This is a genomic window from Hyphomicrobium sp. (genome assembly GCF_041659645.1).
GTDB lineage: Bacteria > Pseudomonadota > Alphaproteobacteria > Rhizobiales > Hyphomicrobiaceae > Hyphomicrobium_B.
On sequence record NZ_JBAZXX010000001.1, the window covers coordinates 549,952 to 572,965 of the forward strand.

The 23,014-nt window shown below is 61.4% G+C and carries 18 protein-coding genes; 13 read left to right on the forward strand and 5 right to left on the reverse strand.

Going from position 1 to position 23,014, the window contains the following annotated elements; translation table 11 throughout:
• Positions 1 to 191 precede the first annotated feature (191 nt).
• The 5 genes from WC811_RS02520 to WC811_RS02540 all read left to right on the forward strand — a co-directional run bounded on the left by WC811_RS02520 (position 192) and on the right by WC811_RS02540 (position 4,819).
• Positions 192 to 827, forward strand: coding sequence for a helix-turn-helix domain-containing protein (locus tag WC811_RS02520; RefSeq protein WP_372640610.1), 636 nt, complete (start codon positions 192 to 194; stop codon positions 825 to 827).
• Positions 828 to 1,063: 236 nt separating this feature from the next.
• The gene (cysT, locus tag WC811_RS02525) at positions 1,064 to 1,900 is read left to right on the forward strand and encodes a sulfate ABC transporter permease subunit CysT (RefSeq protein ID WP_372640612.1); all 837 of its coding nucleotides are present in this window, start codon (positions 1,064 to 1,066) and stop codon (positions 1,898 to 1,900) included.
• The gene (cysW, locus tag WC811_RS02530; protein ID WP_372640615.1) at positions 1,900 to 2,790 is read left to right on the forward strand and encodes a sulfate ABC transporter permease subunit CysW; all 891 of its coding nucleotides are present in this window, start codon (positions 1,900 to 1,902) and stop codon (positions 2,788 to 2,790) included. Before cysT ends, cysW begins: the two co-directional genes overlap by 1 nt.
• Positions 2,790 to 3,884 carry a sulfate/molybdate ABC transporter ATP-binding protein gene (locus tag WC811_RS02535; RefSeq protein WP_372640618.1) on the forward strand — a complete coding sequence of 365 codons (1,095 nt, stop codon included), beginning with the start codon at positions 2,790 to 2,792 and terminating at the stop codon, positions 3,882 to 3,884. Before cysW ends, WC811_RS02535 begins: the two co-directional genes overlap by 1 nt.
• Complete coding sequence (locus WC811_RS02540; protein WP_372640620.1) at positions 3,881 to 4,819, forward strand: CysB family HTH-type transcriptional regulator; 939 nt, start codon at positions 3,881 to 3,883, stop codon at positions 4,817 to 4,819. The genes WC811_RS02535 and WC811_RS02540 overlap by 4 nt, the downstream gene beginning before the upstream one ends.
• Before the next feature lie 22 nt (positions 4,820 to 4,841).
• Here the strand turns inward: WC811_RS02540 and otnI are convergent, their stop codons facing one another.
• From otnI to WC811_RS02555, 3 genes are all read right to left on the reverse strand, one after another.
• A complete protein-coding gene (otnI, locus tag WC811_RS02545; protein ID WP_372640622.1) occupies positions 4,842 to 5,630 on the reverse strand; it encodes a 2-oxo-tetronate isomerase in 789 nt (262 codons plus the stop codon).
• 17 nt (positions 5,631 to 5,647) lie between these two features.
• On the reverse strand, positions 5,648 to 6,616 hold the full coding sequence (gene lipA / locus WC811_RS02550; RefSeq protein WP_372640625.1) for a lipoyl synthase: 969 nt from the start codon (positions 6,614 to 6,616) through the stop codon (positions 5,648 to 5,650).
• Positions 6,617 to 6,776: 160 nt separating this feature from the next.
• Positions 6,777 to 8,108, reverse strand: coding sequence for a L,D-transpeptidase (locus tag WC811_RS02555; RefSeq protein WP_372640628.1), 1,332 nt, complete (start codon positions 8,106 to 8,108; stop codon positions 6,777 to 6,779).
• Between the two features lie 391 nt (positions 8,109 to 8,499).
• On the opposite strand from WC811_RS02555, the gene WC811_RS02560 reads away from it, so the two are divergent.
• Genes WC811_RS02560 through WC811_RS02570 form a run of 3 tightly spaced genes read left to right on the forward strand, consistent with a single transcriptional unit; the run spans position 8,500 to position 14,592 of the window.
• On the forward strand, positions 8,500 to 9,420 hold the full coding sequence (locus tag WC811_RS02560; RefSeq protein ID WP_372640632.1) for an ImuA family protein: 921 nt from the start codon (positions 8,500 to 8,502) through the stop codon (positions 9,418 to 9,420).
• Entirely contained in the window at positions 9,317 to 10,918 is a 1,602-nt protein-coding gene (locus tag WC811_RS02565) for a DNA polymerase Y family protein (RefSeq protein WP_372640635.1), read from the forward strand. Before WC811_RS02560 ends, WC811_RS02565 begins: the two co-directional genes overlap by 104 nt.
• 11 nt (positions 10,919 to 10,929) lie before the next feature.
• On the forward strand, positions 10,930 to 14,592 hold the full coding sequence (locus WC811_RS02570; RefSeq protein WP_372641734.1) for an error-prone DNA polymerase: 3,663 nt from the start codon (positions 10,930 to 10,932) through the stop codon (positions 14,590 to 14,592).
• 61 nt (positions 14,593 to 14,653) lie between these two features.
• On the opposite strand, the gene WC811_RS02575 is transcribed toward WC811_RS02570, so the two are convergent.
• Complete coding sequence (locus WC811_RS02575) at positions 14,654 to 14,920, reverse strand: hypothetical protein (RefSeq protein ID WP_372640638.1); 267 nt, start codon at positions 14,918 to 14,920, stop codon at positions 14,654 to 14,656.
• Between the two features lie 183 nt (positions 14,921 to 15,103).
• Between WC811_RS02575 and WC811_RS02580 the strand changes: the two genes are divergently transcribed.
• From WC811_RS02580 to WC811_RS02590, 3 genes are all read left to right on the forward strand, one after another.
• Positions 15,104 to 15,532, forward strand: coding sequence for a cupin domain-containing protein (locus WC811_RS02580; RefSeq protein WP_372640642.1), 429 nt, complete (start codon positions 15,104 to 15,106; stop codon positions 15,530 to 15,532).
• A 65-nt stretch (positions 15,533 to 15,597) separates the two neighbouring features.
• Entirely contained in the window at positions 15,598 to 17,343 is a 1,746-nt protein-coding gene (gene ggt / locus WC811_RS02585; RefSeq protein ID WP_372640645.1) for a gamma-glutamyltransferase, read from the forward strand.
• A 37-nt stretch (positions 17,344 to 17,380) separates the two neighbouring features.
• Positions 17,381 to 18,379 carry an FAD-dependent oxidoreductase gene (locus WC811_RS02590; protein WP_372640649.1) on the forward strand — a complete coding sequence of 333 codons (999 nt, stop codon included), beginning with the start codon at positions 17,381 to 17,383 and terminating at the stop codon, positions 18,377 to 18,379.
• Here WC811_RS02590 and WC811_RS02595 read toward each other — a convergent pair.
• Entirely contained in the window at positions 18,338 to 21,781 is a 3,444-nt protein-coding gene (locus tag WC811_RS02595; protein ID WP_372640653.1) for an acyl-[ACP]--phospholipid O-acyltransferase, read from the reverse strand. The genes WC811_RS02590 and WC811_RS02595 overlap by 42 nt on opposite strands.
• 169 nt (positions 21,782 to 21,950) lie before the next feature.
• Between WC811_RS02595 and thiS the strand changes: the two genes are divergently transcribed.
• Positions 21,951 to 22,169 (forward strand): sulfur carrier protein ThiS, encoded by a 219-nt coding sequence (gene thiS, locus WC811_RS02600; protein WP_372640656.1) that lies wholly within the window; start codon positions 21,951 to 21,953, stop codon positions 22,167 to 22,169.
• A gap of 18 nt (positions 22,170 to 22,187) precedes the next feature.
• Positions 22,188 to 23,003: a thiazole synthase gene (locus WC811_RS02605; protein WP_372640659.1), complete on the forward strand. Its 816-nt coding sequence runs from the start codon at positions 22,188 to 22,190 to the stop codon at positions 23,001 to 23,003.
• Positions 23,004 to 23,014 lie beyond the last annotated feature (11 nt).

Genomic DNA, 23,014 nt, shown 5'->3' on the forward strand with positions numbered 1-23,014 from the left:
GAGAAGAGGGACTTAAGTGTCCTCCTTCTCGCTTTTCGGTTTCAAGGCGCAGTGCCGCTTGAGCAAAGCTCGCAGGCCATTCCAGGCGTCTCATAAGCTCAGCATTTCTTCTTCGTTCCGCCGGTATCCTCGCTCCGCTATCCGTATTTGCAGAGGCTCAGGCAGCTGCGAGCGGTGTGATGGCGATTGCGATGGCGAGAAAAGACGACGATCGGACTCGTCAGAGTGCGGAGGGGCTGCCTGCGAAGCTATCGGCTATCGTTGGTGAAAACCTCCGGAATTTGCGGCGCAAGCACGGTCTTTCGCTGGAGCAGTTGGCCCATATTTCCGGAGTTAGCCGGGCCATGCTCGGTCAGATCGAGACTGGCAAAAGTGCGCCGACGATCAATCTCCTTGGGCGAATCGCGGAGGCGCTGAAGGTGTCGGTCGCGGGCCTGATCGCCAATCCGGGAAGCGGCGGGACGGTTATTATTCCGCGCGATAGGGCCACGATCGTCGCGTCGAGCGAAGGCGGGTTCGTTTGTAGGGCATTGTTTCCATGGGGCGATCCGCAGAGTGTTGAGATCTATGAGGTGACGATTGGGCCACGGCACGATGAAGTCTTCGCGCCTTTGCCGTCCGGCTGTAAGAAAAACCTCGCGGTTGTGTCGGGAGACCTCGAGGTGACGATCGGAGAGGATTCTCCGGCGCGGCTCCGCCACGGCGACGCAATTCTATTTAATGCCGATACTACGCATCGCTTTCTCAATCTTGGCGACGACGACGCGAAAGCCTTCCTCGTCTTGACCTCTTTCGAGGGAACGCATTCCCGCGGGCGGCAGGTCTAACGCGCCGACGAAAAGAGCAATCCACCCTCATTCTGAAATCGAAAATGCTTAGCAGCTCTTCTTGGTTAGAGGCGCAGTGCCTCTCGCATAGTGTGCGTGTTGTTCGCTTTAACGGAGGCGCGAGACGATGATCTTCAACACTCTAAACGTCGGCACGGCGCTTGCCTGGGCGAGCGTTCTCGCGGCCTCCGGATTCGTCATTGCCGTCACGGTTTTGGCTTAGGGCGGACGCAGTCATGGCGCGGGGCGTGAGCAAAAGAGTTCTTCCGGGTTTCGGGCTGTCGCTCGGGTTCACGCTTGTGTACCTGTCCCTGATCGTCCTCATTCCGCTGTCGGCGGTCTTCATCAAAACGGCGACAATGACGTGGCCGGAATTCTGGGCGGCGGTTGCTTCTCCGCGCGTGGTCGCGTCCTACAAGCTGACGTTCGGCGCGTCGCTTCTTGCGGCTGCGATCAATGCGGTCTTCGGGCTGCTGCTGGCCTGGGGTTTGACGCGTTATACATTCCCAGGCCGCAAGGTCGTCGATGCCCTGATCGATCTGCCGTTCGCGCTGCCGACGGCGGTGGCCGGCATCGCGCTCACCGCCATTTATGCGAAGAACGGCTGGATCGGCAGCTTGCTCGATCCGCTTGGAATTAAGATCGCGTTCGGCCCGCCAGGCGTCCTCGTCGCGCTGACATTCATCGGCTTGCCGTTCGTCGTTCGCACTGTGCAGCCGGTTCTTGAAGACCTTGAAACGGAATTCGAGGAAGCGGCCGCCAGCCTCGGGGCGACGCGTTGGCAAGCATTTCAACGTGTGGTTTTTCCGGCATTGTTCCCCGCGCTTTTGACCGGTTTTGCATTGGCGTTCGCGCGGGCCGTCGGAGAGTACGGCTCGGTGATTTTCATCGCCGGCAATATTCCGATGGTTTCGGAAATCACGCCGCTGATCATCATCACGAAGCTTGAACAGTTCGACTATAAGGGCGCGACCGCCGTGGCGTCGGTGATGCTGGTGATTTCGTTCGTCCTGTTGTTGATCGTTAATGGCTTGCAGGCCTGGACGGCTCGCCGCACCGGGAGGGCAATCTGATGGCCGTTGTCGCTGCCACGTTCGACGCGCGCCTCGATGGGGCAGCTAAGTTTGAAGCCAATCCGGCAACACGGGATTCGGGTTGGGTGAAGTTCGTCGTGCTCGGGCTCGGCCTCACCTATTTCACGGTCTTTCTGCTGCTGCCGCTGGCGGCTGTCTTCACCGAAGCGTTTCGCAAGGGCGTCGACACGTATTTCGCGGCTCTCGTCGAGCCCGACGCGCTGTCGGCCATCGAGCTCACCGTGATAGCGGCCGCGCTCTCGGTGCCGCTTAACCTCATTTTCGGAGTGTCGGCGGCGTGGGCGGTGGCGAAATTCCGATTTCCCGGCAAAAATCTGCTGATCACGTTTATCGATCTGCCGTTTTCCGTGTCGCCGGTCGTTGCTGGATTGGTCTTCGTGCTCGTCTTCGGATTACAGGGATGGTTCGGGTCGTGGTTGCGCGACCACGATATCAAGATCATCTTTGCCGTGCCGGGAATCGTGCTGGCGACAATCTTCGTCACGTTCCCATTTATCGCGCGTGAACTTATTCCGCTGATGCAGGCGCAGGGGCGCGACGAAGAGGAAGCGGCGATTTCGCTCGGTGCTTCCGGCTTTCAAACATTCTGGCGCGTGACGCTGCCGAACATCAAATGGGCGCTGCTCTACGGCGTTATTCTATGCAACGCCCGCGCGATGGGCGAGTTCGGCGCCGTATCCGTCGTCTCCGGGCACATCCGCGGCGAGACAAACACGATGCCGCTGCATGTCGAAATTCTCTACAATGAATACCAATTCGCGGCCGCGTTCGCGGTGGCGTCTCTGCTTGCGCTTCTGGCGCTCGTGACGCTGCTGCTGAAGACTTACGTCGAATGGCGCGCGCGACACCTTTCCCAGGAGCAAGGCTGATGAGTATCGAGGTTCAAGGCGTCAACAAAGCGTTCGGCGCGTTCAAGGCGCTCGATGACGTTTCGCTGAACTTTCCCGATGGAGAACTCGTTGCGCTGCTCGGGCCGTCGGGATGCGGAAAGACGACGCTCCTGCGGGTGATCGCGGGACTCGAATACGCGGATAGCGGGCGCATTCTGCTCGATGGTACCGATGCGACGGACAAGGACGTTCGTCAGCGGCGTGTAGGATTCGTGTTTCAGCATTACGCGCTTTTCCGCCATATGACGGTTTTCGAGAACATCGCGTTCGGCTTGCGCGTGCGTCCGCGCCGCGAGCGTCCGAGCGAGAAGGAGATCCGCGCCAAGGTCACGCGTTTGCTCGATCTGGTGCAGCTTGGATGGGTCGCGAACCGCTTTCCGTCGCAGCTTTCAGGCGGCCAAAGACAGCGCATCGCGTTGGCGCGTGCGCTCGCCGTCGAGCCGCGCGTGCTTCTGCTGGACGAGCCTTTCGGCGCGCTCGACGCTAAAGTTCGGAAGGAACTCCGGCGCTGGCTGCGCACGCTTCATGACGAACTGCACATTTCATCGATTTTCGTTACACATGACCAGGAAGAAGCGCTCGAAGTGTCGGACCGGATCGTGCTGATCAACAAGGGGCGGGTCGAGCAGATCGGCTCACCGAAGGAGATCTACGAGACGCCGGCTACGGCTTTCGCTTATGGATTCATCGGAGCGGTGAACGAGTTTCGCGGCCGAGTCGAGGGCGGCTATGTCCACGTCGGCGACGAGAGACTTCGTATCGATCGCGACCGGTTTAGTGACGGTCAGGAGGTGATCGCCTTCAGCAGGCCGCAAGACACCGAGATCGTCGCGGACGCCAATGCCGACGATGGCGTATCGGTGCGCGTTAACCGGATTATCGGCAACGGACCGATCGTCCGGGTCGAACTTGTCGCCAACGGCGAGGCGCGGGAGGGCCGGAAGGAGTTTTTCGAGGTCGAAGTTTCAGGTTCCGAACTGCAATCGCTGGGCCTTTCGACCGGACAACGTGTTAAGCTCAGAGGACGCAAGTTGAGCGTCTTTTCAAATCAGAATGGTAGCCACGCGCCGTGAACTTCCAACAGCTTCGTATTATTCGAGAAACACTGCGCCGGAATTTCAATCTGACCGAGGTTGCGAACGCGCTCTATACGTCGCAATCGGGCGTCTCGAAGCACATCAAAGATCTAGAAGACGAACTCGGCGTCGAGCTCTTCGTGCGGCGGGGCAAAAGGCTGCTCGGTCTGACGGAGCCCGGCAAGGAGCTGGCGCTTATCGTCGATCGCATTCTGCTCGACACAGCAAACATCAAGCGGCTTGCGGATCAATTCGCGAAATCGGATCGCGGCGAAATCACGATTGCGACGACGCATACGCAGGCGCGTTATGCTTTGCCGGGGCCGATCTCGGCATTCCGCAAGGAATTCCCGAACGTGCACCTCGTTTTGCATCAAGGAACTCCGAAAGAGATTTCGGCGATGTTGAGCGATGGGACGGCCGACATCGGCATCGCGACGGAATCGCTCGAAGATACGCCCGAACACGCGTCCTTTCCTTTCTATTCCTGGCACCATGGCGTCATCGTGCCGAAAGGTCACCCGCTGGATGACGGCGAGCCGCTGACGCTCGATAAAATCGCGGAGTGGCCGATCATCACTTATCATGAAGGTTTCACGGGGCGTCCCGCGATCGATGCGGCCTTCGTCTCGGCAAATCTCACGCCCGATATTGTCATGGTCGCGCTCGATGCCGACGTCATCAAGACGTATGTCGAGGTCGGACTCGGCATCGGCATCGTCGCGTCGATGGCCTACGACGCCACTCGCGATACGGGATTGAAGCTTCTTGATACGACGCATCTCTTTCCGAAATCGACATCACGTATCGCGCTCAGACGCGGCCGTTTTCTGCGTGGGTTTGCCTATCGCTTCGTCGAACTGTGCGCGCCGGCGTTGACGGAGAAAGTTGTCAAGGCCGGTACGGCTGCTCCGGCCGAAGCAACCGCGTAACGTCCGCCTTGCCGAGGCTTGGTCAGACGGATTTCGGCTTCAAAGCACGGAACCACGCAAGGCTATCGAACGTCGACGACAGCGGGCGGTATTCGCAGCCGACCCAACCCTTGTAGCCGATGTGATCGAGATGATCGAAAAGGAAGGGATAGTTGATCTCTCCGGTTCCTGGCTCATTGCGGCCGGGCGTATCGGCGATTTGAATGTGCGCGATCATCGGCAGGTATTTATCGATCGTCGGCGCAAGGTCGCCTTCCATAATCTGCATGTGATAGATGTCGTATTGCAGGCGGATGTTCTGTGCTTCGACGCTTTCGACGATATCGGCCGCTTTGGCGGTCGTATCGAGAAAGTAGCCCGGCACGTCGCGGGTGTTGATCGCTTCGATCAGAAGCGTGATGCCGTCGCTAGCTAGTCTTTCCGCGGCATAGCGAAGATTTTCGACGTAGGTTTTACGCATCGCACGGATGTCGGCCCCGCCAGGAGCGACCCCAGCAAGGCAATGGAGCTGCGAGCAGCCGAGCGCTGTCGCATATTTCGATGCGCGGTCGACGCTGTCGCGAAATTCGCTAACGAGATTGGGATAGATCGCGAGGCCACGCTCTCCGGCCGCCCAATTGCCTGCGGGCAGATTGAAAAGGACCAGGCGCAGGCCATTGGCCTTGAGGCGAGCGGCGATATCGTCGGCCTCGAATTCATACGGAAACATGAATTCGACGGCGTCGAAGCCCGCCGCGGCGGCCGCCTCGAAGCGATCGAGAAACGGCAGTTCGTTGAACAGCAGCGAGAGATTGGCTGCAAACTTCGGCATCGGTTTCTCGGGCTGCGTTACGGCGCGACGCGGGCGCGATGGGCGGCTTTCAGGCGGCGGAAATCGTCGCCTGCGTGGAACGAGGATCGGGTCAGCGGTGAAGCCGCGACGAGCAGGAAGCCCTTGGCGCGGCCGGCCTGTTCCAGCCCTTCGAATTCTTCCGGCGTGACGTAACGCTTGACCTCGGCGTGCTTGCGCGTCGGCTGCAGATATTGGCCGATGGTGAGGAAGTCGACGTCGGCGGAGCGCAGATCGTCCATGACCTGCAAGACCTCTTCGCGCGTTTCGCCGAGGCCGACCATGATGCCCGATTTCGTGAAGACGCTGGAATCGATTTCCTTCGCCCGCTGCAGCAGCCGCAGCGAATGGAAATAGCGCGCGCCGGGACGGATTTTTAAATACAACCCGGGCACGGTTTCGAGGTTGTGATTGAAGACGTCGGGGCGGGCTTCGATGACGATTTCAAGCGCGCCGTCCTTGCGGAGAAAGTCCGGCGTCAGGACTTCGATCGTCGTTTCGGGTGCGGCCGTGCGGATGGCCCGGATGGTCTCGGCGAAGTGGGCGGCGCCGCCGTCGCTCAGGTCGTCGCGATCCACGGATGTGACGACGATATGTTCAAGCGCCAGCTTCGCGACGGCGTCGGCGACACGTTTGGGCTCATCGCTATCGAGCGCGGACGGCAGGCCTGTCGCGACGTTGCAGAACGCGCATGCTCGCGTGCAGACGCCGCCCATGATCATCATGGTCGCGTGCCGTTTCTGCCAGCAGTCGCCGATGTTGGGGCAGGCCGCCTCTTCGCAGACGGTGTGAAGGTGGTGCTCGCGGACGATCGAGCGCGTCTCATCGTAGCCCGGCGAGCCCGGAGCGCGGACACGCAGCCAATTCGGCTTCGGCAGCGCGGGCGTCTCGGAGCGCGCGACTTTCTCAGGGTGTCGGGGGCGCGGCATCGCGCCGATGCTATCGAGCAGGGTGGTCAATGTCGCCATCGGGCAGATAAGGAACTGCGATCAGCATAGCCGCCGCGACCATGGGAAAGCAACACAGCCCAAATGAGGGTCTGGTGGGCGCAATTTTGGGGGCGTCGAATACGAAAAAGGGCGGCTCGTTCTGGAGCCGCCCTGAATTTCGATATCCGTACCGTCCGGATTATTGCACCTGGACGGATGCCTTCTGGACGTGGACGACTTCGGCACTCGATGCCGATGCATTGGTGGCTGAAGGCGTCACTTCCGATGTCTTCGTCGGCGAGGGCTTCACCGGGTCCGGAACAGCCATTGCCGGGCTGACCTCGGGATCGGAAACGGAGGGGACGTGCGAAGCGGCCGTCGTCGTTGGCTTCTTCTTAGCGGGAACGGCGGTGCTGACTGCCTTCTTCTTCGGAATTTCCGACAGCGAGCCCTTGTCTACGGTCTCGGTGCTTGCCTCGTGAACCTTCTTAGAAGGCTTTTCAAACGCTTCCGGCTTGTAGGTTTCGGCGACCGTCTTTTTCTTGGATGGCAGGTTCTGCTCGGCGAACATGTCGTCGTTGTCGTCGTCCTTCGTCGCGTCGCGTGAAGCCTGCTCTTGATCATTCGATGCGTCAGCCTTCGAAGTGTCGGGCGAAGCTTGATCTTGTGCCGGAGCCTCGACCGCCGCCGTCGATTGCTTCGGCTGATCCCAGAAGAACAGGTTTTCGATGCCGCCGCTGGATTGGTTCGAGACCGTCCGCGCCGACTGCGCCTTGCCCGAGCCGTAAGCCCGATAAGAATAGGCCGAAGACTCTGAGGACGACGCGTTCGAGGAGGCAGGTTCGGCCGATGCCGATTGCGTGCTCACCGGAGTCGCGATGCCGGCTCTCGGATTAGAGTCTTTGTCGCCGTAACGCTGGTATCCCTCGCCGTTCGAGATCGTACGGGTCGAGAATTGCTGCCAAGTGACCGTAACGCGCGTTCCGACCGGAATGCGCGGATAAAGATCGAGCACGTCTTCGTTCGTCATACGGATGCAGCCGTGCGAAACGGCTTGGCCGATAGTCCAGGGGGCGTCCGTGCCGTGGATGCGGTAGGCGCTGGTGCCGAGGTACATGGCGCGAATGCCAAGCGGGTTCATCGGGTGTCCGCCGGGCACCCAACGCGGCAGGCGCGGGTTGTTGCGGACCATGTCCGGGGTCGGAGTCCACGGCGGGTTGACGCGCTTGGACGTCACGCTTGTCACGCCCTGCCAGCGGGCCTCGCCCGTCGGGATGGCTACGGGATAGGTCAGTGCTTCACCCGGCTTGGTGATCCAATAGAGCCGACGGTCGGAGAACGAAACGATGACTTGGCCCGGCTTGTACTTCGGGTCGAACGTCACGACGCTGCGACCACCGCCGTATTCGGCGCTGCCACCCCAGAGGAAATCAACGAGATCTTCGGCTTTGGCCGAAGACGCGGACATCAGCCCGCCAGCCATAATGAGGGCGGCGACGGCTAATCCGCTGATACGGCGTGGCAGGCTCATCGGGGGATGCTCCGGTTTGGTAAACAAAAAAACAACTTGGCGCAGAACGAGACTGTCATCCTGTGCTTCGAATAATGAAGAGCCGGTATAATTCAGTGCCGTTTGTCTCGGCAGAGCAGGGAAGTCACACTGCGTTAATGATTGTGCTCGGGCTGCTGACTTTCCAGGGGTTTTTGAAATTTTTGCACTGCGTGTTGCGGTTCGATGACGGAGCCGCCGATGTTCGTTCTTTGTCTGAACCAGCTTGACGCGGAGCGGCTTCGAGAATAGAACAAATAAGGAACATTTTTGCGGACTTTCGTGAGCCGTTTCCCCGGCGGCTTCTATTAACCACGAGGTTTCTTTGGGTGAGAAAACCACATGTGGCAGGCCGGCCTCGCCCTCGGATGCCGTGAAGGATGCCGTCATCGAAGGGCTGCGCTCACGTATTTTGAGCCTTGAGCGGCATGCGCCACGGCGAGGGGCATGGGCATCACGGGCGTCGTCTCCCGAACCGGCCCCTGAGAGCGTCCCGGCGTCTTTTTCTTCTCCCGGGCGGGCGCGTGGAGGAGGTGGCTGGCGGCTTGGCTGTCCGGTTTTAGATGCGCTTCTGCCTGCCGGGCTTGAGCCGAACGCCCTGCATGAGATCAAGGGTGCGCCTTCGACCAAGGAGGGCGCGTCGGCCGCCGACTGGATGGCTGGGATTGGTTTTGCCGCCCGCCTCGCCGTTCGCCGGGTTGACGCTCTGAGGGGGGCAGGACGGGGCGGAAACGTGCAGCCTTGGGTTCTATGGTGTTGGCCGCGCTCCCTTGCGGGCGAGTTTGGTTCGCCGTCAGCGGTCGGCTTTGCCCGCCTGGGGCTTGATCCGTCGCGCCTCCTCATCGTCGAGACGGCGCGCGCCAGCGAAGCGCTGAATGCGATCGAGGAAAGTCTCAGGGCGCAAAGCGTGGCCATCGTCATCGGTGCCCTTGACGAAGCGGATCTGACGCCGTCTCGCCGTCTCAGCCTTGCTGCGGGAGAGGCGGCGACGCCTTGCCTTCTTGTCACGAACCCAGCGTCTGAACCTGCCGCGGCGACGGCAACGCGATGGCGCGTCAAACGGCAGCCGAGCGCGCCGCATGCCTTCGATTCACGGGCGCCGGGTGCCACGCGGTTTTCGATTGCCCTCGAACGCTGCAAGGCGCGCCCGGAAAGCGCCGCGCAACCTGCCATGCTTGTGGAGTGGAGTGATGAAACGCGTCGTTTCGATCTGGCTGCCGTCGTGGCCGATCTTCCGGCTCAAGCGCGCGGAACCGGCGGTGGAGCCTTCGGGCCAACCGTTCGCCCTTATTGAAGGCGGCGCGCACGGCCTCGCGATCACGGCCGTCAACGGGGAAGCGGCGCGCCTCGGGATCGAGGCCGGCATCTCGCTCGCGGATGCGCGGGCGGCGCATCCGGATCTCGTGTCGCGCTTGGCCGAGCCCGAAAAAGACCGGATCGCGCTTTTGAAACTTGCGCGCTGGGCCGGCCGCTACGGTCCCAATCGGCACATCGATGGCCGCGACGGCCTGTGGATCGATATCACCGGCGTCGCGCATCTTTTCGGTGGCGAGGAAGCGTTGCTCGACGACATGGCGCGCCGCCTGCAATCGTTCGGTGTCGCCGTGCAGATCGGTCTTGCAGACACGCTCGGGGCGGCGCATGCGCTCGCCCGGTTCGGCTGCCCGCCCGAAGCCGCATGGGTGATGACGCCCGCTTCCGAGACGCGCGAGGCGGTCGGCTTGCTTCCGGTCGAAGCATTGCGGCTCGAAGCTTCGCGCGTGCTGCTGCTGAAGCGGCTGGGGCTCCGGCACATTGGTCAGCTCTACGACATTCCGCGCGATAGCTTGGCGCGGCGGTTCCGCTCATCGGATGTCGCTTCCGCCGTTCTGGTGCGGCTCGATCAGGTGCTTGGCGAAGAGGAGGAGCCGCGACGGCCGATGCAACCGCCGCCGGTTCTCTCCGTCGCGCGTGTCTTCGCCGAGCCGCTGATTTCGTCGGAAGCCTTGGAGGCTTTCGCGGGTGAGCTTGCGGTCGAATTGGCTGTGGCGCTCGCAGCGAAGGATCTCGGTGTGCGCGTTCTGCGCCTGACGTTCTATCGCGCCGACGGCACGGCGGGGACGATCACGGCGGCGATGAGCACGCCGTCTCATGACGCGCGCCACATGATTGCGCTGCTCAAGGAGAAGTTTCCGAACATCGACGCGGGCTTCGGGGTGGATCTGCTCAGGCTCGACGCCGTGCGCGCTGGCAAGCGCGGCGCGACGCAGAAGCGGTTCATGGAGGCTCAAAGCTCGCCGTTTCGCGATCCGTCGGAGCTTGTCGATCGTCTCGTCAATCGCTTCGGGCAGGACGCAATCACGGTGCTGCGCCCGAACGGCAGCCACATTCCCGAACGTGCCGAGATCCGTTTGCCGGCGCTCGAAACGCTGGCGGCAGAGGGGGCTTCGCGCGTTTCATCTTATGCGCCGCCTTGGCCTTATCCTCCGAAGCGCTTGGAGCGACCGGCTTTCCTGCTGTCGCGTCCCGAGCCGATCGAGGTGACGGCGGGCGTTCCGGCCGATCCGCCGAAGAGCTTCATCTGGCGGCGTGTCGAGCGTCGCGTGGTGCGCGCTGAAGGCCCGGAACGGATCGCGCCGGAGTGGTGGCTGACGCTCTACGCCGACGAGGGGCAGAAGAAACCGCGCACGCGCGATTATTACAGAATAGAGGATCAGAAAGGAGCCATGTACTGGGTCTTCCGGCATGGCCTTTATGAGGGCGAAGAGGCGCGCGAGCGGCCGTCGTGGTTCCTGCATGGGCTCTTTGCGTGATGGTCGAGCCGATGCGTTACGCCGAACTGCAAGTGACGACGAACTTCTCATTTCTGCGCGGAGCCTCCCACGCCGACGATCTTGTCGAACAGGCGATCGAGTTGGGGCTTTCGGCGATCGCGGTGACGGATCGCAACTCGCTCGCGGGCGTCGTGAGGGCGCATGTGGCGGCGAAGCCGACGGAGACGGAGCCGGGGCTTCGCCTCGTGATCGGGGTGCGCCTCGATCTCGAAGATGCGCCAAGCTTGCTTGTCTATCCGAGCGATAGAGCAGCCTACGGACGGCTGTGCCGTTTGTTGTCCGAGGGACAGCTTCGTGCGGACAAGGGAAAGTGCACGCTCTACCTCGCAGACGTTGCCAAGTACGCCGAGGGTCAGATTTGCATTGCGCTTCCACCGGAGGATTGGGATTGGCGGGAAGCGCAATTCCCATCTCGCGCAGAGGAAACTCATGGCGCGAAGATTCTTCCGTTCGAATTGACCCGCAGATGCTCTGGTTCCCCTCCCCCTCGCGGGGAGGGGTTAGGGGTGGGGGGCTTTAACGATGGACCCTTTCACCCCACCCCCGACCCCTCCCCGTCAAGGGGAGGGGGGAATGCCGCTATTCTCTCTCCCCGTTCTTCACGGGAAGAGGGACAGAGTGAAGGATCGCATCAATCGACGGAGTTGGTGGCGGCCCCCTACGGGGAGAGGGAGGCGCTCGAAACGTCGTTGCTGCGAATAAAAGCGGCGGTGGGCGTCGCGCCGCTCTATCTCGCTGCGTCGCATACGTATCGCAGCGATGATCGCGCGCGGATTGCAGCGCTCGCCGCGCTGGGTGAGCGATGCGGTGCGCCGATAGTCGCCACCAACGACGTTCTTTATCATCATCACGAATGCCGCCCGTTGCAGGATGTCGTCACCTGCATTCGCGAGAAGACGACGCTGCGCGAAGCCGGTCTTCGGCTCGAAGCCAATGCCGAGCGGCATCTCAAAAGCCCGGAAGAAATGGCGCAGCTTTTCCGCGGGCATGAAGTGGCGCTTGAACGCACGCTCGATATCGTCGGAGCCTGCCAATTCTCGCTCGACGACCTTCAATACGAATATCCCGACGAGCCGGTGCCGCCCGGCAAGACACCGCAAGAGCATCTCTCCGATCTGACCTGGGTGGGAGCGGACGTGCACTTTCCGGGAGGCATTCCCGACAAGGTGCGCGAGACGGTTGAACACGAGCTTGAGCTGATCGGCACCCTTAATTTCGCGCCGTATTTTCTCACCGTCCACGATATCGTCGCGTTCGCGAAGTCGAAGGATATTCTCTGCCAGGGGCGCGGTTCGGCGGCGAATTCGGCCGTCTGCTATTGCCTCGGCATCACGGCGGTCAATCCGGTCGAGGTCGATCTGCTGTTCGAGCGTTTTATTTCGTCGGCGCGTATCGAGCCTCCCGATATCGACGTCGATTTCGAGCACGAGCGGCGCGAAGAGGTGATTCAATGGATTTATAATCGCTATGGGCGCCATCGCGCCGGGCTCGCCGCGACCGTTATTTCTTATCGCTCGCGCTCGGCTGTGCGAGATGTGGGTAAAGTGTTCGGACTGTCGGAAGATACGATCTCGGCGCTCTCAGGGATGGTGTGGGGTACGCACGCGGGCGGCGTTCCGCCGACGCAGCACGTCCGCGGCGCAGGTCTCGATCCGACGGATCCGACGCTCGCTGCCGCCATGAAACTCGCTCAGCAATTGATGGGCTTTCCCCGGCATCTGTCGCAACATGTCGGCGGCTTCGTGCTGACGCGCGGACCGCTGGTTGAGGTCGTGCCGGTCGGCAACGCGGCAATGGCGGATCGTACCTTCATCGAGTGGGACAAGGACGATATCGCGGCGCTCAAGCTGATGAAGGTCGACGTGCTGGCGCTCGGCATGCTGACGTGCGTGCGTAAGGCGTTCGAGCTGATTGAGAAGCATCATGGGCGAAAGCTCACGCTCGCCAGCGTGCCGCGCGAAGACAAGCCGACCTACGACATGCTGTGCCGCGCGGATTCGCTTGGCGTGTTCCAGGTCGAGAGTCGGGCGCAGATGAACATGCTGCCGCGTCTGAAGCCGCGCATCTTCTACGATCTCGTTATCGAGGTTGCGATCGTGCGGCCGGGGCCGATCCAGGGCGATATGGTGCACCCGTATTTAAGGCGTCGCTCCGGCACGGAGGAAGTGAACTATCCATCTCCCAAGGGCGGCGATAAGGATGAACTCAAAACTATCCTCGGCAAAACTCTCGGGGTCCCACTCTTCCAAGAGCAGGCCATGCGCCTTGCGATGGTTGCTGCAGAGTTTAACGACAAAGAGGTCAGCGATCTCCGGCGCGCGATGGCGACGTTTCGCCGGGTCGGCACCATCGGGCTTCTGGAAGATAAAATGATCTCGCGGATGGTGGCGCGCGGTTATGAGGAAGATTTTGCAACGCGTTGCTTTTCGCAAATTAAAGGCTTCGGCGAATACGGCTTTCCCGAGAGTCATGCGGCGAGCTTTGCGTTGCTCGTCTACATCTCAGCGTGGATCAAATGCCATTACCCAGATGTGTTCGCGTGCGCGCTTTTGAATTCGCAGCCGATGGGATTTTATGCTCCAGCGCAAATCGTGCGGGATGCGAGTGAGCATGATGTCGAGGTCCGCGATGCGGACATAAATCTTTCGGATTGGGATTCGACGTTGGAAGACGATCCCGATGGAGGACGGCCGGCTTTGCGGCTCGGACTACGTCTCGTAGACGGCCTCAGCGAGAAAGAGGTTCACGAGGTTCCGGAGGACGCTTCGAAAAAACAGCGTAGGCGACGCAAAGCACAAATGCCGACGCTTATTTCGCCTTCGCCGGAAGCGCTGACGCTCGGGACTAGAGATCGGTTTCAGTCAGTCTCGGACGCTGCAAAGCGTGGCAGTGCGGGCATGCTCGAAAAGCTTGCGGCGGCGGATGCGTTTCGCTCGCTCGGTCTCGACCGGCGGCAGGCCTTGTGGGAGGTGAAAGCGCTCGCCAATGCGCCGCCGCTGCCGCTTTTTGCATGGGGCGAGGCGCGGGACATAGGCGAGGAAGCTGAGGTGCGCCTACCCGAGATGGCGCTCTCGGAGCACGTCGTCAATGATTACCAGACGCTGCGGCTTTCGCTCAAAGCGCATCCGATGTCGTTCCTGCGCGACGATTTTCGGCGCGACCGCGTGCTCTCGTGCGACGAACTTGGGAAGGCCAACAACGGCGCGCGGGTGCGGGTGGCGGGTGTCGTGCTCGTCCGGCAGAGGCCGGGCTCGGGCAATGTCGTGTTCATGACCGTTGAGGACGAGACGGGCATCGCCAATGTCGTCATCTGGCCGAAGCTGCTCGAACGGTTTCGCAAGGTCGTGATGACGTCGCGGTTGATCCTGATCGAGGGGCGCGTTCAAAAGCAGAAGGAAGAGCACGCGGATATCATCCACGTCGTGGCTGCAAGACTGATCGATAGAAGCGACTGGCTGCTTCGCCTCTCGGAATGGGCGGCGGATATGACCGTGCCGGTCGCGAATGCCGATGAAGTCCTGCATCCCGAGCCTGGCTCCGCGCATCCGAGCCGCAAAGACGGGGAGCGCGTTCATCCGCGGTTTTCACGTGCGCCGAAGCCGCGCCATCCGCGCAACGTGCGGATCATCCCAAAGTCGCGCGATTTCCACTGACAGCAAACATCATGGTGCGAAAAGGTTTGGCGCGACGATGTTGCCGATCAGAAGCGATCGATTACTTGCCGCTGGTGCAGGCCGTCTGCGAGGAGGTGCACTCTTCGCCGAACGTGCCCGGCGCGCAGCGCGTGTGGACGGGACCTTTCCCGGCGCGGCCCTTGGCCTCAATGATATTTGCGAGGCCGTGGGTCGACATGATGACCGCGAGGTCGTGCGTCAGGCCGTCGCCGATGGCCGCGACCTTGATACAGTCACCGGCTTGAGCCGTCGCCGAAAGTGCACATATGATCGAAGCAGCTGCGAACCCGAGTTTCAACGAGCGCATTTCTCACCCCTCCAAATAATGGATCTCCCGAGGCGGGAAACTAGTCGAGGCGCGAGCGAAAGACAGCGGATCTTGCTGTGCTATAAACAAAGGAATTGTGGGCCGTGCCGGAATTGCCACTGCCGATCCTCTCCGAAGGCATTCGACATAATCGGCGGTGGCCGTAAGTATGGAGCTTGGTTCATGACGGAAAAGTCCGAGACGCCCGTTTCGACCGGGCGATTCGACATCGGCGAGGTGGCGGCCTCGTTTCCGCCGTCCGCTACGACCCTGCTTGTCGATCGCTATCTTACGAATCGCGAGGCCGCGAGCGCCCGCGTATTTCGCGTCTACAAGCCGACGCCACCGCATTTTCGCGCAACGTGCGACGAATATCTCTACGTTTTTTCGGGACGCGGGACTTTTTGGATGAAAGACGCCACAGCGATTGCCGAGTTCGGGCCGGGGCAGCTTTTGTTTTTCGAGAAAGGGACGATCCACGCGCTTCCCGATATTCTTGAGGAGCCGATGGTATTCCTATCTGTCGACACACCGCGCCGCGATCCGAATGACATCATTTTCGTCAACCCCGAAGACGGCACGCCCGAGAGCTTCGTGCAGCGGACTTATTGATCGCGCCCGCTTTTTTAGCGCGCTATGACAAACTCCAACTTGGAGCTGGCCGATTTGGAGATGGAATGACGTTTCGAATTTTGCTCGCTGTTTCGTGTTTTCTTGTCGCCGGCGGGGCGTCGGCGCAGGAGTTCCGGCCGGCGCCCGAGGCCGCTTCGGGAACAACCGAGAAAACTCTCGTTACCGCGAAACGCCATATGGTCGTCGCGGCGGAGCCACCTGCGGTGGAGGCCGGGCGTGAAATCTTGCGGCAGGGCGGTTCGGCGGTCGATGCCGCAATTGCGACGGAGATGGTGCTCGGTCTTGTCGAGCCACAATCGTCGGGCCTCGGCGGTGGCGCGTTCATTACCATCTGGGATGCGAAAGCGCGCTCGGTGACGACGTTTGACGGCCGCGAAACGGCGCCTGCCGCCGCGAAGCCCGATCGCTTCCTGACCAGCGACGGTAAGCCGATGGCATTCGAGAATGCCGTGCTCTCCGGGCTTAGCGTCGGTGTGCCGGGCGTGCTTCGCGCCCTTTACGCGGCGCATGAAAAGCACGGCAAGCTGCCGTGGAAGACGCTGTTCGAACCGGCGATCAAACTCGCGGAGAATGGCTTTGCCGTTTCGCCGCGGCTCGCTGTTTTGCTGCGCGACGACGATCCTCAAAACTTCGCGCTGGGAGCCCGTGACTATTTCTACGAAGGTGGTACCAAGCCGCGCGCCGAAGGGGGGGTGCTGAAGAATCCGGAATACGCGGCGACGCTTCGCGCGATCGCGGACAACGGTCCTGACGCTTTCTATTCGGGCGATATTGCGGACGCGATCGTCACGTCGGTGCAAGGCGCAAAGAGCATTCACGGCGACATGACGGCTGCCGACCTGATGGGGTACGCGGCAAAGGAGCGGCCGCCTATCTGCGTTAGCTATCGCCGACGCCAAGTCTGCGGGATGGGGCCGCCGTCGTCGGGCGGCTTGACTGTTGGGGCCGTGCTGAAACTCATCGAGCCCTTTCCGCAGGTGCACGGTCCGGCGGCGGCGATGACCGCACCGGCGCTGCATATCATCGCGGAAGCCGAGAAGCTCGCGTATGCCGACCGCAATAAATACATCGCCGATCCGGATCGCATCGCGCTTCCGTCGGGCTTGCTCGATGACGCGTATCTTGCCGAGCGGCGGAAGCTCATCGATCCCAGCAAGGCGATGCAGAAAGCCGAGGCGGGTCTGCCTCCAGGACTTGCAAAAAAGACATTCGGCGTCGATGCCACTTATGAAGTTCCGGGGACGACGCAGGTTTCGATCATTGACGACGAGGGTAATGCCTTTGCGATGACGGCGACGATCGAGAGCGCGTTCGGTTCACATCTTTGGGCGAAAGGCTTCCTGCTCAACAACGAGTTGACGGATTTTTCCTTCATGCCCGTCGATGCCAACGGTGTCGCCGTCGCCAACGCAGTGGAAGGCGGCAAGCGGCCACGAAGCTCGATGGCGCCGACGATTGTTCTCGGTGCGGATGGCACGCCGGAGATTGTGACAGGATCGCCGGGCGGTTCGCAAATCATTCTTTACGTGGTGAAGACGCTTGTCGCGATGATCGACTGGGATCTTAATGCGCAACAAGCGTCGACGCTGACCAACTTCGGCAGCCAGGGCGGCCCATTTCTGATCGAATCTTCGCTGCCGATCCTATGGCCTGCCTACGAGCTAACGTCCTATGGTCAGGCGATTACCGGCGCGACGATGACGTCTGGCGTCAACACGGTCGCGCGTCGCGGCGATGTTCTCGAAGGCGGCGCCGATCCGCGCCGCGAGGGTGTCGCGCTCGGCGATTGACGTCTATGGAAGTAGAAGCCCGCTAAGAGTTTCAAGCTTGAACAATTCATCGATCAGCGTTGTCGGCGCGGGTATTTTCGGTCTCTGGCAGGCCTACATGCTGGTGCGCGCAGGGCATCGTGTTCGCTTGATCGAGGAGAGCAGCACTCCGTTCGCGCAGGCGTCGAGCCGTTGGGCGGGGGCGATGATCGCGCCGGAATGCGAGGCGGAAGGTGCGCCGATCATCGTGCGCGATCTCGGTCGCGAGGCGCTTCGTATCTGGCGTGAAGGTTATCCCGGCACCGTCGACAACGGCACACTCGTGGTGGCACATGGGCGCGATGCGGGCGATCTTGCGCGGTTCGCCAGCATGACCGAAGGGCATGTCGCCGTTGACGCATCGCGCATCCGTGAGCTTGAACCCGCGCTCGCTGGGCGGTTTGAGCGCGGACTTTATTTCGCTGGCGAATCCCATCTCGATGCGCGCAAGGCGCTCGGCTGGCTTCTCGACGAATTTCGCACGTTGGGCGGCGAAGTTCTTCTCGGTACAAAGTGGGATGAACGCACGGATGGCGTGATCATCGATTGCCGGGGGATCGGGGCGCAAGCAGATCTTGCGTCGCTCAGGGGAGTGCGCGGCGAGCGCGTGCTGATCCAAACGCGGGATATCAGCTTTTCGCGGCCTGTCCGGCTCTTGCATCCCCGGCAGCCGATTTACGTGGTGCCGCAAGGCGGCGGCCGGTTCGTCGTCGGGGCGAGTGTCGTCGAGCGTGAGGACGACGGTCCGATGACGCTCAAGTCGGCGCTCGATCTTTTAGGATCGGCCTATGCGCTGCATCCGTCGTTCGGAGAAGCGTCCGTGCTTGAGATGGGAGCGGGCGTACGGCCCGCCTTTCCCGATAACGTGCCGCGCATCGTCGTCGAGAGCGGCGGACGCGTGATCCGCGTCAACGGGGCTTACCGGCACGGTTTCCTGCTCGCGCCGGTCATGGCTCGCGAAGTTCAACGATATCTATCAGACGGCCGGCGTGAGGGGCTGCTGTTCAGCCGCCCCTGATGACGCCGACTTCGCGGCAACGATTTCCTTCGCCAACTGCAGGCACGCGACGTAGTCGGGCTTGCCGGAGCCAAGCAGCGGGACCTTGCCGACGACAAGAATTTCCGCCGGAACCGTCAACTCCGTTACGCCTTTCTGGCGTGCGAATTTCTGGAAGTCGTCGCGTTTGCAATGGGCGTCCGTCGTCAGCAGGAGCAAGCGCTCGCCCTTGCGCTGATCGGGGACCGAGACGACGACTGAAACGTGCTGTGGCCAAAGCTCGGCCGCGAGCGCTTCCACCGCCGAAAGAGAAATCATCTCGCCGCCGATCTTGGCGAAGCGCTTGGCCCGGCCTTTGATGGTGATGAAGCCCTGCGGATCGATCTCGACGATATCGCCGGTGTCGTACCAGCCGTGATCGGGCGGCTCCAGCACTCCTGGGTTCTCGGCGCGAAGATAGCCGAGCATCACGTTCGGTCCGCGAACGAAGAGGCGGCCGCCTTTCTCGATGCCGGGGACGGATTCAAGCTTTGAGTCCATCAGCGGCGACAGACGGCCGACGGTACCGCCTTTGTTGGCAAGCGGTGTGTTGAGCGAAAGGACCGGCGCCGTCTCGGTGACGCCGTAGCCTTCCAGAATGCGCACGCCGAAACGGTCCATGTAAAGTTGGCGTGTGCGGTCCTTGATGGCTTCCGCCCCTGCGACGACGAGGCGGACGCGGGCAAAATCATAAGGATGCGCGACGCGCGCGTACCCCGAGAGGAACGTATCTGTGCCGAACATGATCGTGGCGTTCGACTGATAGACGAGTTCGGGAATGATGCGATAATGCAGCGGCGTCGGATAAAGATAAATCGGCACGCCCGCGACGAGCGGCATCAACACGCCTGCGGTCAATCCGAACGAGTGGAAGACCGGAAGGGCGTTGAAGACTTTGTCGGTACCATTGCAAGCGACCCGAGTGAGGGTCTGAGCGCAATTGGCGAGGATGTTCCGATGCGAGAGAACGACGCCTTTTGGCGTGCCTTCGGAGCCAGACGTAAAGAGGATTGCGGCTGGAGCGTTGTAGTCGACCTCGACCTGCTGACGTCCGCCTTGCAGCAAACCCTTGACCTTGTCGGCGAAGGTGATCGTCGCGCGAATGTCTTCGAGGTAGACGACGCGGGCGACGCCTCCAATTGCCTGGACAAGGGATTCGAAGTGTCCCTTTTCGACGAAGACGCGCGACGTCAGAACCACCGATACGTTCGCCGCCTTGCAGGCCGAGAGGACATTGGCTGTTCCAGCCGAGAAGTTCAGCATCGCGGGAACGCGTCCGATCGTCTGCAACGCAAAGAATGTCGCGACGACACCCGCTGAGTTCGGCAGCAGCACGCCGACGGATGATCCGACGGGGGGGAGCATCGGCGCAATCTTAGCGCCGAGAACCTGGGCGCCGACGATCAATTTTTTATAGGTCAGCTTGCTGCCGAGCGGATCTTCGATGACGGGTTTGCCGGTATCACGCGTTTTGTGCGCGAGAACGAGGGCATCGAATAGTGTTTGATCGATCGGCGTTGTCAGGACAGCGCTGTCGGTCATGATGTCTTGGAGTGCGGAGCCCGCCGCCTGACGCCGGGCTTTGCCGCGAAGCGCCGGATCGATCTTCAGGTAGATTGGTGGAAAGATGGTTACGGTTGTTTTCGGGAACCAGGCCTTTTTCGTCTGAGATTTGCTGAGATAGCCGAAGTGCGAGCGTTCGAGGCCGTCGATGCGTACGGGAATGACAGGTGCGTCCGCCTTGTCGGCGATCATCGCGGTGCCGTCGTAGACTTTCATCAGGCCGCCCGTAACAGTGAGGCGGCCTTCGGGAAAGATGACGAGGGACGTACCGTCCTTCACAGCCTGAATGAGGCTGCGCATGCCGAGCGGGCGCGTCGGGTCGATGGCGTAGAACTGCGCGAGCTTTAGGAACGGTTTTGCCCACCATGTTTGCGAGATCATTGTGTCAACGGCGTAAGCGGTGTGCGATGGCACCAACGCGTGCATCAGACCCGCGTCGAGGAGGCTGACGTGGTTCGGCGCGATGATCGCCCGCTCGCCGGCCTTCGGAAGGTTTTCCAGGCCCCGCACTTCGAGACCAAAGAATGTCTTGAACAGGAACATGCTGACGTCCTTCACGCCCTCGGTGCCCCAGGCGCGCAGGACAAGCGCGACGACGACGATGTTGGCAATGCCGAGCCCGGCATAGAGAGCAGCGACGGGGATCTTTTCATATTGCAGTGCGGCGATCAGCAAGCCGACGACGGTCATGAACGCGGCCGATAGCACGTTACATCCGGCAATCACGCGCGAGCGATGGTCGACGGGCGACCAGGCCTGGACAGCGGCGAACGAGGGGACGATGAAAAGACCGCCCGCGACGGCGACGCCCGCAAGATCAACGAGCATGCGCAGGCCGTTGACGGACGAGATAACGTCAAGCGGCGTCATCGGTGTCGCGGCGCGCTGCATTCCCGATGCGAGCCAGCCGAGATCGAGCAGGAAAAGTCCCATCAAAAGCGCGCCGATAGGGACCAGCGCAAGATTGGGTCGGTTGGCGCTGGCGCGCGCGGCGACGATCGAACCGAAAGCGACGCCGACGGCAAACGTAAAAAGCGCCAGCGTATAGACGGAAGGCGCGCCGTTGAGCACTTGCGGGATGAGGTTTTGCAGGAGCGCCAGCACGGCGGCCCCGACAAGCCAAAACCATGACGTGATCAACGCGCCCTGCCAGATGCGCTTATCGCGACGCAGGTCCTTTAGCAGAGTGACCGTCGAGGTGACGATGTTCGTATCGATTTTCAGGTCAGGCACGGATGACGGCGCGGGCGGAATCAGGCGCGCCGAAAGCCAACCAAGAGTGGAAATGACGACGATCGTACCGGCGACGGCAATTAGTTCCGCATGGCTACCGGACGCGAAATTGCCACCGACCGTGCCGATTAAAATTGCGATGAAGGTCGCGCCTTCGATCAGGGCGTTGCCGGAGGGAAGCTCTTTCGTCTCAAGGTGAGATGGAAGGAGCCCATATTTCACGGGTCCGAAAAACGCGCTCAGAGTTCCGAACAGAATGAGCGCCACGAACAGCAGCGGCACCGACGGCAAAAGGAAACCGGCGGCGGCGACAACGGCAATCGGGATCTCGATCAGCCGGACGCGAGCGGCAACCTTGGCCTTATCGAATTTGTCCGCGAGTTGTCCAGCGAGCGCGGAGAATAGAAAAAACGGAAGGACCAGGGCGGCGCCCGCGAGCGTCCCCAAGGCTGGCCCGTTCTCCATCGCGAGCTTATAGACGACGAGCATCGCGAGCGCGTTCTTGAGCAGGTTGTCGTTGAGCGCCGCCAGGAGCTGGCTCCAGAACAGGGGGGCGAAGCGGCGAGACGACAGCAGGCGAGCGAACATGTGCTAACGGTCCTTGAAATGCGGGCGGCGGGATTTCAGCGAAGCAATGCGGCGGATTGGCGAGAGATCTTTGACCCTTGTGGATCATATGCGGTAAAAATTCGGCGTAAGCTCTGGTAAACGGCGTTGAAATTCCCCATTTCCGACAACCAATTCAAAAGATAAGTCGATGGTACAACACGAGGCCAGGATCGAGCTTGTCGTCAATGGCCGGAAGGCTGAAAGCGCGGCGCGTACTCTGGCGGCACTCATCGAGGAGCAAGGGCTTGGCGATGCCACAGTCGCAACGGCACTCAACGGGCAGTTCGTGCCCGAGGCGCGCCGTGCTACGACGGCGCTGGACGCCGGCGATCGCGTCGAAATCGTTTCCGCCCGTCAAGGCGGCTAGAAGGGCCTTTCGGTCGATATGAATATTCGCGATGAGAAGCTGCACCCGGCGCAGGGTCTTGCCATTTACGGCGAGGCGATCGCGTCGCGGCTGTTGCTCGGAACGGCGGGCTATCCGTCGCCGGCTATCCTGACAGGCGCGGTGAAGGCTTCGGAAGCGGCCATCGTCACGGTGTCGTTGCGCCGGGAGGCGGCCGGCGGAAAGCTCGGAGAGCGGTTTCTCGAAATCATCCGGGATCTCGGAGTGCGGGTGCTGCCGAATACGGCCGGGTGCCGAACCGCGGGAGAGGCCATCACGACGGCGCGGATGGCGCGTGAGCTTTTCGGTACGGATTGGGTCAAACTCGAAGTTATCGCCAACGACGATACCTTGCAGCCGGATGTCTTCGGCTTGGTCGAGGCTGCCGGAACGTTGACGCGCGATGGCTTCAAGGTACTCCCCTATACGACGGAAGATCTTTCGGTTGCCGAGCGACTGCAGCGGGCCGGATGCGAGGTCATCATGCCCTGGGGCGCACCGATCGGCAGCGGACGCGGGTTGGCGAATGCGCAAGCGCTGAAGAGTTTGCGGGCGTATTTTCCCGACGTGACGCTCATCGTCGATGCGGGCATCGGTGCGCCATCGCACGCGGCCTTGGCTATGGAGCTAGGCTACGACGCGGTGCTGCTTAACACCGCCGTTGCGAAGGCGGCGGATCCGGTGCGGATGGCGGCGGCTTTTTCCGCTGCGATCCAGGCGGGGCGCATCGGCTTTGAAGCCGGGCTCATTCCGGCACGCGATATGGCCGTGCCGTCAACGCCTGTCGCGGGCACGCCGTTTTTCGATCTCGATTGATCGGGCGCATC

Excerpts from the sequence above, each read along its gene's own strand:
- ggt (WP_372640645.1), top strand. The coding sequence starts at position 15,598 with ATGACGTTTCGAATTTTGCTCGCTGTTTCGTGTTTTCTTGTCGCCGGC.
- otnI (WP_372640622.1), bottom strand. The coding sequence starts at position 5,630 with ATGCCGAAGTTTGCAGCCAATCTCTCGCTGCTGTTCAACGAACTGCCG.
- WC811_RS02605 (WP_372640659.1), top strand. The coding sequence starts at position 22,188 with ATGAATATTCGCGATGAGAAGCTGCACCCGGCGCAGGGTCTTGCCATT.
- WC811_RS02555 (WP_372640628.1), bottom strand. The coding sequence starts at position 8,108 with ATGAGCCTGCCACGCCGTATCAGCGGATTAGCCGTCGCCGCCCTCATT.
- WC811_RS02595 (WP_372640653.1), bottom strand. The coding sequence starts at position 21,781 with ATGTTCGCTCGCCTGCTGTCGTCTCGCCGCTTCGCCCCCCTGTTCTGG.
- WC811_RS02535 (WP_372640618.1), top strand. The coding sequence starts at position 2,790 with ATGAGTATCGAGGTTCAAGGCGTCAACAAAGCGTTCGGCGCGTTCAAG.
- lipA (WP_372640625.1), bottom strand. The coding sequence starts at position 6,616 with ATGGCGACATTGACCACCCTGCTCGATAGCATCGGCGCGATGCCGCGC.
- WC811_RS02570 (WP_372641734.1), top strand. The coding sequence starts at position 10,930 with ATGCGTTACGCCGAACTGCAAGTGACGACGAACTTCTCATTTCTGCGC.
- WC811_RS02580 (WP_372640642.1), top strand. The coding sequence starts at position 15,104 with ATGACGGAAAAGTCCGAGACGCCCGTTTCGACCGGGCGATTCGACATC.
- WC811_RS02565 (WP_372640635.1), top strand. The coding sequence starts at position 9,317 with ATGAAACGCGTCGTTTCGATCTGGCTGCCGTCGTGGCCGATCTTCCGG.
- thiS (WP_372640656.1), top strand. The coding sequence starts at position 21,951 with ATGGTACAACACGAGGCCAGGATCGAGCTTGTCGTCAATGGCCGGAAG.
- cysW (WP_372640615.1), top strand. The coding sequence starts at position 1,900 with ATGGCCGTTGTCGCTGCCACGTTCGACGCGCGCCTCGATGGGGCAGCT.
- WC811_RS02520 (WP_372640610.1), top strand. The coding sequence starts at position 192 with ATGGCGAGAAAAGACGACGATCGGACTCGTCAGAGTGCGGAGGGGCTG.
- WC811_RS02575 (WP_372640638.1), bottom strand. The coding sequence starts at position 14,920 with ATGCGCTCGTTGAAACTCGGGTTCGCAGCTGCTTCGATCATATGTGCA.
- cysT (WP_372640612.1), top strand. The coding sequence starts at position 1,064 with ATGGCGCGGGGCGTGAGCAAAAGAGTTCTTCCGGGTTTCGGGCTGTCG.